The following is an 8,287-nucleotide window of genomic DNA, read 5'->3' as shown; positions in this document are numbered from 1 at the left end:
AACCTAAATAAGTAACGATTTGTTATTCTGAATTAACTACGATTGAACAAGTTCAATACGTCTCGTTAATCATCAAAAAGATAAATCTTTTCGACCTATTAATGAATTAATTCGTGTGTCACTGATATTGATTTTTTGTCCCGAAGGACTATTTTGAAATCTACTATCAATGCTCACACAGATTGTTTGATTAAATTGTTAAAGAGCGTGCTTACCGGCTAGGCCGTATCAGCGAGGTGCGTATAATACGCTACCTTTGAAGCTTGTCAATCGTTTATTTTAAATTACTTAAAATGCTTTTGATGACTCAAACTCATTGAGTTTGTTGCTTTGGACTTGGTTGGTAACTTGCGTTGCCGTCCGTGTCTGTGGGGTCGCATTATAGGGATTGAGGAAGCCTTGGCAAGCGTTAATTACGGTTTATTTCAATTTAATGACTAAGTGATTAAATACCCATCAAAATGAGTTAATTTCATCCAGTTTTTTCGATATTGGAAATACTTGCGGGCTAATGCCCTTTTGAACATGCTCAATTCTATGTTCGTTATCGTGGCTGTGGGCTTATAAAAACAAAAAAGGAGCCGAAGCTCCTTTTTTAAAACTTTTTAGCAATTACTTTTTGTAAAGGCAAAGGTAAGCAGTTTGTACTGTTACTTTTACATCAAAGCTTGAATTCGCTTCAACTTCAAAGGTTTCACCTGCATTAAACGTTTTCCATTCAGTCTCACCAGCATATCTTACTGTTAAGCTTCCGCTAACCACTGTCATGTATTCATACGCATCTGTACCAAATGTATATTCACCGATCTCCATTACACCAACTGTTGCTGGTAAGGTCGCTGTTTGGAATGCAATTGATTTTACATTTCCGTCAAAGTATTCATTAGATTCAAAGCTCATTTTATTCCCTTATGTATCGTTCGTTTAATTTGGCGCTGATTATGACCAAGCTCAGTTCAAAACTCAAGCCTCAAATTCAGACTGTAATAACTCTATTTGTTCTTGAGCAACCATCCATAACATTTCAGCCTCTTCAAGGTTATCTTTAATTTCCCCCTGTTCTTTTAATAGATCCGTCAATTGCTTTTTGTTCTCTTGGTCATATAAGGAGCTGTCACCTAACTTGTCTTCTATTTCTGATAAACGAGTAGCATATTCATCCATCTGTTTTTCTGATGTCGTAAGCTGTTTCTTATAAGGTGTTAATTTTTTTCTAAACTCAGCTTCTAGTCTTTTTTGATCTTTACGGTTCACACTTGCTGAAGGCGCTTTTTCTTCACTTTGTTCTGCTTGTTTTTCTATACGTTGCTGATCAGCCAACCATTGATGATAATCATCTAAATCGCCAGAGAATGGTTCTACTTTTTTATCATGCACTAAATAAAGATCATCGGTTGTGGTACGTAATAAGTGTCTATCATGCGAAACCACAACCATTGCGCCTTCAAAAGCTTGCAGTGCAACAGTAAGTGCATGGCGCATCTCTAAATCTAAATGGTTGGTTGGTTCATCGAGTAACAATAAGTTGGGCTTTTGCCACACTAACAGCGCTAAAACTAAACGCGCCTTTTCTCCACCAGAAAAGGGAGCAACTATGTCTAATGCTTTATCACCTTGGAAACCAAAGCTACCCAGGAAGTTACGTAATGGTAACTCTTTTTCATCTGGGGCTAAACGCGATAGATGTTGAAGTGGGGTTTCGTCTAAGCGTAAAAACTCTAATTGATGCTGTGCAAAGTAGCCAATCTTTGCATTTGGGTTTATCTCTAACTTACCTGATTTTGGTTTCAGTTGATCTGAAAGCAATTTAATTAACGTTGATTTACCCGCTCCATTCCGCCCTAATAAACCAATGCGGCTACCTGGTACTAGATTTAATTTTATTTGATCGAGGATTAATAATTCATCGTAACCCGCACTTACTTTTTCAAGTGTTAATAGTGGTAACGGTAAAGCGTCAGGCTCACGAAAAGAAAAGCTAAATTGATTATCTAAATGCGCAGGTAATAATTGTTCCATTTTTTCTAGCGCTTTTATACGACTTTGCGCTTGTTTTGCTTTGCTTGCTTTATATCGGAAACGGTCGATGTAACTTTGCATATGTTGCATCTGTGTTTGTTGTTTCTCATAGGAAGATTGTTGCTGCGCTAACTTCTCTGCACGTTGGCGCTCAAAACTGGTGTAGTTCCCCGTATATTCATGCAGTTTGTTTTGCTCAATGTGAATAATCTTATCTACAATGCTATCGATAAAATCTCTATCATGTGAGATCAAAATTAACGTACCAGGGTATTGTCGAAGCCATTTTTCCAGCCAGATAACCGCATCTAAATCTAAATGGTTGGTCGGTTCATCGAGTAACAATAGATCAGATGGACAAAGCAGTGCTTGCGCCAGATTTAATCGCATACGCCAACCACCCGAGAAGTCACTTACTGAACGCCCTTGCGCCTGTTCGCTAAACCCTAATCCCGCAAGTAGTTCCGCAGCACGAGATTCAATGGTGTAACCACCAGCATTATCAAGTTGGATATGCATCTCAGCTATTTTAGTACCATTATCTTCGGCTTCTGCTTCATTTAGCTTTTGTTGTAATGCACGAAACTCTCGGTCACCATCTATGACATATTGTAGGGCGTTTTTATCAAGTGCAGGGGTTTCCTGTGCCACACTCGCTAATCGCCAATGATGTGGAATAGTAAGATCACCACCATCAACATGCGTTTCTTGTTTTAATAGTGTGAAAAAACTCGACTTCCCACAGCCATTTGCGCCCACAAGCCCTACCTTTTGACGAGGATTGATTGTTGCACTGGCATCTTTTAATAGGGGTTTACCACCACGGATAAATTCGATATTACTTGCAACAATCATAAATAACTTTCTCTGAAATAATGGGGGATGGATAATAACGAATTTTATAAAGTTGAGCCATAGCTACTGGTAATGAAAGTTAATTTGATTACTATGATGTGATTGATTCATTGGCAGAAAAATTTATGAGCTTATCCAAAAATAAAAAACGTTTCATTGCAGGCGCTAGTTGCCCTAAATGCAACACACTTGACAGCGTTGCACTGACACTAGAAAATGCGGTAGAAACATTAATATGTGTGTCATGTAGTTTTACACAGGCACAAACACCGACACAAGCATCAGCGGCAACACGCCAATTTGAACAGATGATTGGTGTATTTGACCCAGCGGAAAACAGTGAGAAATAGAATGAAAATTGAAAATGATGTAGTGGTATCAATCCACTTTGGTGTTGCAGAAGTTGATGGTAATGCGCTTGATAGCACAGAAAATGGCGCACCACTTGAGTTTATTCAGGGGGCAGGTTACTTAGTACCAGGCCTTGAAGCTGAATTAGCAGGTAAAGAAGTGGGTGATAAGTTTGACGTAAAACTTGAAGCTCAAGATGCTTACGGCGAATTTCAAGAAGCTTTAGTACAACAAGTACCGCGCGATCTCTTTCAAGGTGTAGATACCATTGAAGTTGGCATGTCTTTTCAAGCAGATACAGACCAAGGCCCACGCACTGTTGAAGTAACAGAAGTAACCGATGAAATGGTGAGCATCGATGCAAATCATCCTCTTGCAGGAATGGCACTTCAGTTTGTTGGTGAAGTGGTTGCTGTTCGCGAAGCGACACCGGAAGAGTTGGCACATGGCCACATTCATCAACATGGGGGTTCATGCTCTAGCCATGATCATGCCGATCACGAATGTTGTGGTGGCGATAAAAGTAAACATGCTGAAGGTGAAGAGTGTTGTGGTGGTCATAGCCATGATGAAGTCAAAGAAAAGATGGATGCATCGCCAGAAGGATGCTGCGGTAGTTGCCACTAATTACGACGAAGTTTAGCTAATCGTTAATTGATAGGGCAATCATTCAAAAGTTTGGTGATTGCCTTTTTTATAGTGCGTATTTTATGGTTGGATCAGGTAAAGGGCTTACTGCACGTTTATATTTTTCCTGAATAACAGAAATGGTTAATTTTAGATCTTGCACTATCTGTAATGCTTTAGCTTCACTCCCCTGCTTTTCTTCACTGTTTTTAGCAAAAAATTTTAAACGTCTATTTTGTGCGGCGAATTGCTGCTGTTGATGCTCTTTATTAGCTTCTGAATCGGTCGGCTCATTTTCATCTTGAATAATGCTCCGCCCCTCTTCAGAAAACTGCGCTTTTTCTTCTTGATCTCTAAGCTTAGTGTAAGACGCGATAACTTCTGTTTTAGGGATTACGGGCTTGATTAAGTTATCACGTTGCAATGACTCTGTCGGTGGATGAAACGGAGTTGCAATAGTTGTCGGTAAGGCTGCATTAATATTTACCATGACAATTACGCACTTGTATCAATAAGTGTTCCGACCATCTCGTCGGCCGTTGTTATCACCTTTGCCGAAGCCTTCGCCTGAAACTCAGCAACCTTAAGATTAATAAGCTCAGTAGTGACAGAGGTGGATGCTCGCTCAGCGAGAGGGGAATTACTCCCCGTTGCTTGCTGTGAATCGTTGATACTTTTTTCTGTTATGCCCGCTTGGGCTATCCGAGAACTTGCGTTACTCAGCTGTACAGATGCATCTTGGAAACCAGCTAGGCCACTATTAAAAGCAGAACGAACATCCATAAAACACAACCCCACTTAAAAATGAAAGGAGACAATAAAAGTATGGCACATTCTACCATAAAAACATCAAAACGGTTAATTTTTAAGCGCTGGTGAATTCAAGTACTCGCTGACAAAATAGTGTATTTTCGCTGATAAAAGGCGCATGTGATGAATTTTCAAATAGTTGCGTTTGTACGCTGGGCAAAATCTCAGACGTTTTTTTCTGTGTAGACAAGGGAACTAAGCTGTCAAACTCTCCAAATAAAGATAAGCAAGGGACAGTAATAGATGCAAAATCAGAGCGGAGATCAGAGTGAGCTAATAGGTGTAGCCCTTCGATAAGCGCCTGTTGTTCCGCTTTTTTACTTCCAGTAAGTAGCTTTTTAAAAGTGACACTATCTTTACGCGAACTGGCACACCCCATCGCTTGTAAAGCGATAAATCGCGTTAATGTTTTGTCCGGGTTTGATTTTAATCCAGCTAAAAAATTATCGAAAACCGAAGCATCAACACCACTCCAATCATCTTCACTAACAAATTTCATGGAGCTCGCTACCTGAATAAGTTTATTCACTTGAGCGGGATAGTTAATAGCAACATAGGTTGCAATCAGACCGCCTAGTGACCAACCACACCAAATCGCACGTTTTGGTACAACTTGCAAAATAGCCTCACTTATCGACTGCAACGTGTATTCAGTTAATGGTTCACTGTCACCAAAACCAGGAAGATCAACAAGATACAGTTGGTGTTTGCTACTCAATGACTCTACCACGGGTTGCCAAACGACACGATTAACGCCCCAACCATGTAACAAAACCAATGCGGGCCCTTGCCCTACCACCTCACAATGTACCGATTGTTCTATACTCACAGCCAACTCCCCTTTAAGGATCTCTGATTATTTTCAATTTTATTGCGCAACAGACAACCCGCCTTATTGAGCAAATCCTTCCCGCTCAATGCTTAATTTGCGCATTGCCGAGTAATAGTAAACTTATCTGTCTACATTGTGAAAAAAAGATCCTCTCAAAACGGAACTACTGCTTACATTGCGCCCTACCCCTCGCTAAAACAACTGAATACTGTGGCGACTGCCTGAATAAAGACTACCGTTTTGAACATGTACATGCGCTGGGTGATTATACCAAACCACTTTCAACGTTAATTAAACAATTAAAATATCAAAAGCAGCTTATAGCAGGTGAGTTACTGGCGAACCTGCTTGTTAAGTCAGTATTATCTCGATACACGGCCAGTGAACTTGCACAATTTGATTTTCTACTCGCCGTGCCTCTGCACAATAAAAAATTAACATCACGCGGCTTTAACCAAGCGCAAATTATCTGTGACAGCCTACATAAGCAATTACAGATCCCTATTATCACGCATCAGATTTCACGCAACAGACTGACAACGCCCCAAGAGGGGCTGACAATTAAACAGCGACAGAGAAATGTCGAAAACGCCTTTGTTTCAAATACGCGAGAAAGTTACCTATTGAAGGATAAAAATATCCTCGTTATCGATGATGTTGTAACAACAGGAGCAACCACCAATAGCTTATGCAAAACATTACTAAAACAGCAAGTGAATAGCATCACAGTATGGTGCGTCAGTCGGACAGCATTAGAAAAATAGGTAGCAATCACTTATTGGATGCCTAACGCCACAGATAACAAATCAGGTGTATATTATTTTTTTGCTTTCTTCTTGTTCACAATGCCCGTTATAATACCCTACTAAACCACTCGAGATTAAACAGAGGCAGAGCAATGATTGAGATCACTCCAAGTGCAGAAGCACACTTTCGCAAATTATTAGAGCCACAAAAAGAGGGAACAAGTATTCGCATATTTGTTATCAACCCAGGCACACCTAAAGCAGAGTGTGGTGTTTCATACTGCCCACCCGAAGCGGTTGAAGAAAGCGATACACGTTTAAACTATGAGGGTTTTGACGCTTTAGTTGATGAGGTAAGTCTTCCCTTTTTAGAAGAGGCATTTATTGACCTTGTAGAAGAAGAAACAGGGACACAGCTAACGCTAAAAGCACCTAATGCAAAAATGCGTAAAGTAAAAGATGATGCACCTTTAATTGATCGTGTTGAATACGTTATTCAAGTACAAATCAATCCACAACTTGCAAGCCATGGTGGTTTTATAAAATTAATCGAATTAACAGAAGACCATGTCGCTGTTATTGAATTTGGTGGTGGCTGTAATGGTTGCTCTCAGGTGGATTTAACACTTAAAGATGGCATTGAAAAAGAATTACTTGAAGAGTTCTCTGGCGAACTTAACGCTGTGCGTGATATTACAGAGCATCAAAGTGGAGACCATTCGTTCTACAAGTAACGAATCCTCTCCAACAAGGTTGATGATGAAAGAGAAGCTTAGCTTCTCTTTTTTCTTTTAACGCGATAATAAAAAATCAAAAGTAGCAACAGACCTACAGCAAACCAAGCATGGCTACCTAAGGAGATAAATAGTAGCAAGCAGGTTAGGCTCGCTACTATAGCCAACTTTTTATTGTATCCGCTTAATAACTTGATACCCGCTACTGATGCAGCCAGATAAATCAAAATAAATAGTCCATTCGCGTATGCAATTAATCCTTCCAGATCAAGTCCTGAATAATGGTAATTGAATAACATTATCGTCGTCATCAATACAGCAAAAATCAAACCTAGATAGGGTACTGAAAAGCGATTTACCTTGGCAAACATAGCATGGAGTTGTTGTTGCTTTGCCATGCTTGATAGTAACCGTGAAAAGCCAACAAAATAGAGGCTTACTGAAATGTAACATGTTAAAAATCCGGCAAAAGAGACAAATATGTATCCTTTTCCTCCTAAGCTTAATTTAACTAAACTGATCACTGAGTTTAGATTTTCACGCTCATCCCCATAAAAACTCATCTGCAACAAACTCAGACTTATGACAGTATAAACCAGTAAGGTAATAAAAATGCCGATGATAATCGTTAATGGAAAGTCACGATGAGGATTTTTAAAATCATTAGCTAAATGGGCTATCGCCTCAATACCCAAAAAGCACCAAAGGATATAACTGGCACTGAGTGCTAAGGTAGATAATTGAAAAGGAGTATCAGGAAGATGAAAAGGTTGTGTCACTTGACTATTAACCGAAACAAAAAGTAGGCACCCGACAATGCAAACACTCAATAGAGTTTGTACAATAGCCGCCGCTTTTAAACCAAAAAGATTAAAAAAGAGCAATAAAAACAACATTAATAATGCACATAGGAATAACATTTTTGATGATGCATGCTCAATAATACCTATCGATGTTAAGCCATTTACTAAAAAGTTAGCTGCAGTGATAACGATCACTGGCGCGCCTAATGCTACAACCCAAATAAATAACCAGCTAACAACACGAGCAGCTTTATCGCCAAATGCAATCTGGGCAAAATAGGCCGTTCCACCTGCATGTGGATATCGTTTTCCTAGCGCGGCAAAGGTAAACACAATTGGCAAAATGAGTAGCCCCATAATCAACCATGCTAATAATGACCAACTACCTGCAATGGATGCGGCAATAGCGGGAATAATAAAAACGCCCGAACCGAGCAAAGCAGCGACTAACATCCCGACACCATGAGTGACGGTTATCCTTTGATTACCTGTAGACAAATGATTCTCCTT

Annotated in this window: 10 protein-coding genes; 4 read left to right on the top strand and 6 right to left on the bottom strand. The window is 39.7% G+C overall.

The features are described from left to right. Positions 1-612: 612 nt before the first annotated feature. The gene (locus CW745_RS16055) at positions 613-900 is read right to left on the bottom strand and encodes a pyrimidine/purine nucleoside phosphorylase (RefSeq protein ID WP_101109717.1); all 288 of its coding nucleotides are present in this window, start codon (positions 898-900) and stop codon (positions 613-615) included. 63 nt (positions 901-963) lie between these two features. Then, positions 964-2,874, bottom strand: a complete 1,911-nt coding sequence (locus CW745_RS16050; RefSeq protein WP_101109716.1) for an ABC transporter ATP-binding protein — start codon at positions 2,872-2,874, stop codon at positions 964-966. A gap of 125 nt (positions 2,875-2,999) precedes the next feature. Between CW745_RS16050 and CW745_RS16045 the strand changes: the two genes are divergently transcribed. Further along, on the top strand, positions 3,000-3,224 hold the full coding sequence (locus tag CW745_RS16045; protein WP_101109715.1) for a YheV family putative zinc ribbon protein: 225 nt from the start codon (positions 3,000-3,002) through the stop codon (positions 3,222-3,224). Position 3,225: 1 nt separating this feature from the next. Further along, entirely contained in the window at positions 3,226-3,852 is a 627-nt protein-coding gene (gene slyD, locus CW745_RS16040) for a peptidylprolyl isomerase (RefSeq protein WP_101109714.1), read from the top strand. Positions 3,853-3,919: 67 nt separating this feature from the next. On the opposite strand, the gene CW745_RS16035 is transcribed toward slyD, so the two are convergent. The 3 genes from CW745_RS16035 to bioH form a co-directional block, all read right to left on the bottom strand. Beyond that, positions 3,920-4,342 carry a hypothetical protein gene (locus CW745_RS16035; RefSeq protein ID WP_101109713.1) on the bottom strand — a complete coding sequence of 141 codons (423 nt, stop codon included), beginning with the start codon at positions 4,340-4,342 and terminating at the stop codon, positions 3,920-3,922. Positions 4,343-4,347: 5 nt separating this feature from the next. After that, complete coding sequence (locus tag CW745_RS16030; RefSeq protein WP_101109712.1) at positions 4,348-4,635, bottom strand: hypothetical protein; 288 nt, start codon at positions 4,633-4,635, stop codon at positions 4,348-4,350. Between the two features lie 82 nt (positions 4,636-4,717). Then, positions 4,718-5,491 (bottom strand): pimeloyl-ACP methyl ester esterase BioH, encoded by a 774-nt coding sequence (gene bioH, locus CW745_RS16025; RefSeq protein WP_101109711.1) that lies wholly within the window; start codon positions 5,489-5,491, stop codon positions 4,718-4,720. Positions 5,492-5,514: 23 nt separating this feature from the next. Between bioH and CW745_RS16020 the strand changes: the two genes are divergently transcribed. Together CW745_RS16020 and nfuA are read left to right on the top strand one after the other, a co-directional pair. Then, entirely contained in the window at positions 5,515-6,258 is a 744-nt protein-coding gene (locus CW745_RS16020) for a ComF family protein (RefSeq protein ID WP_343226091.1), read from the top strand. A 134-nt stretch (positions 6,259-6,392) separates the two neighbouring features. After that, positions 6,393-6,974 (top strand): Fe-S biogenesis protein NfuA, encoded by a 582-nt coding sequence (nfuA, locus tag CW745_RS16015; protein WP_101109709.1) that lies wholly within the window; start codon positions 6,393-6,395, stop codon positions 6,972-6,974. A gap of 38 nt (positions 6,975-7,012) precedes the next feature. Here the strand turns inward: nfuA and yjeH are convergent, their stop codons facing one another. Continuing rightward, the gene (gene yjeH / locus CW745_RS16010) at positions 7,013-8,275 is read right to left on the bottom strand and encodes an L-methionine/branched-chain amino acid transporter (RefSeq protein ID WP_153069775.1); all 1,263 of its coding nucleotides are present in this window, start codon (positions 8,273-8,275) and stop codon (positions 7,013-7,015) included. Positions 8,276-8,287: the final 12 nt, after the last annotated feature.

This window comes from Psychromonas sp. psych-6C06, from assembly GCF_002835465.1.
Classification (GTDB): domain Bacteria; phylum Pseudomonadota; class Gammaproteobacteria; order Enterobacterales; family Psychromonadaceae; genus Psychromonas.
This window is presented reverse-complemented; position numbering and strand designations above follow the sequence as displayed.

Excerpts from the sequence above, each read along its gene's own strand:
- CW745_RS16055 (WP_101109717.1), bottom strand. The coding sequence starts at position 900 with ATGAGCTTTGAATCTAATGAATACTTTGACGGAAATGTAAAATCAATT.
- CW745_RS16050 (WP_101109716.1), bottom strand. The coding sequence starts at position 2,874 with ATGATTGTTGCAAGTAATATCGAATTTATCCGTGGTGGTAAACCCCTA.
- CW745_RS16045 (WP_101109715.1), top strand. The coding sequence starts at position 3,000 with ATGAGCTTATCCAAAAATAAAAAACGTTTCATTGCAGGCGCTAGTTGC.
- slyD (WP_101109714.1), top strand. The coding sequence starts at position 3,226 with ATGAAAATTGAAAATGATGTAGTGGTATCAATCCACTTTGGTGTTGCA.
- CW745_RS16035 (WP_101109713.1), bottom strand. The coding sequence starts at position 4,342 with ATGGTAAATATTAATGCAGCCTTACCGACAACTATTGCAACTCCGTTT.
- CW745_RS16030 (WP_101109712.1), bottom strand. The coding sequence starts at position 4,635 with ATGGATGTTCGTTCTGCTTTTAATAGTGGCCTAGCTGGTTTCCAAGAT.
- nfuA (WP_101109709.1), top strand. The coding sequence starts at position 6,393 with ATGATTGAGATCACTCCAAGTGCAGAAGCACACTTTCGCAAATTATTA.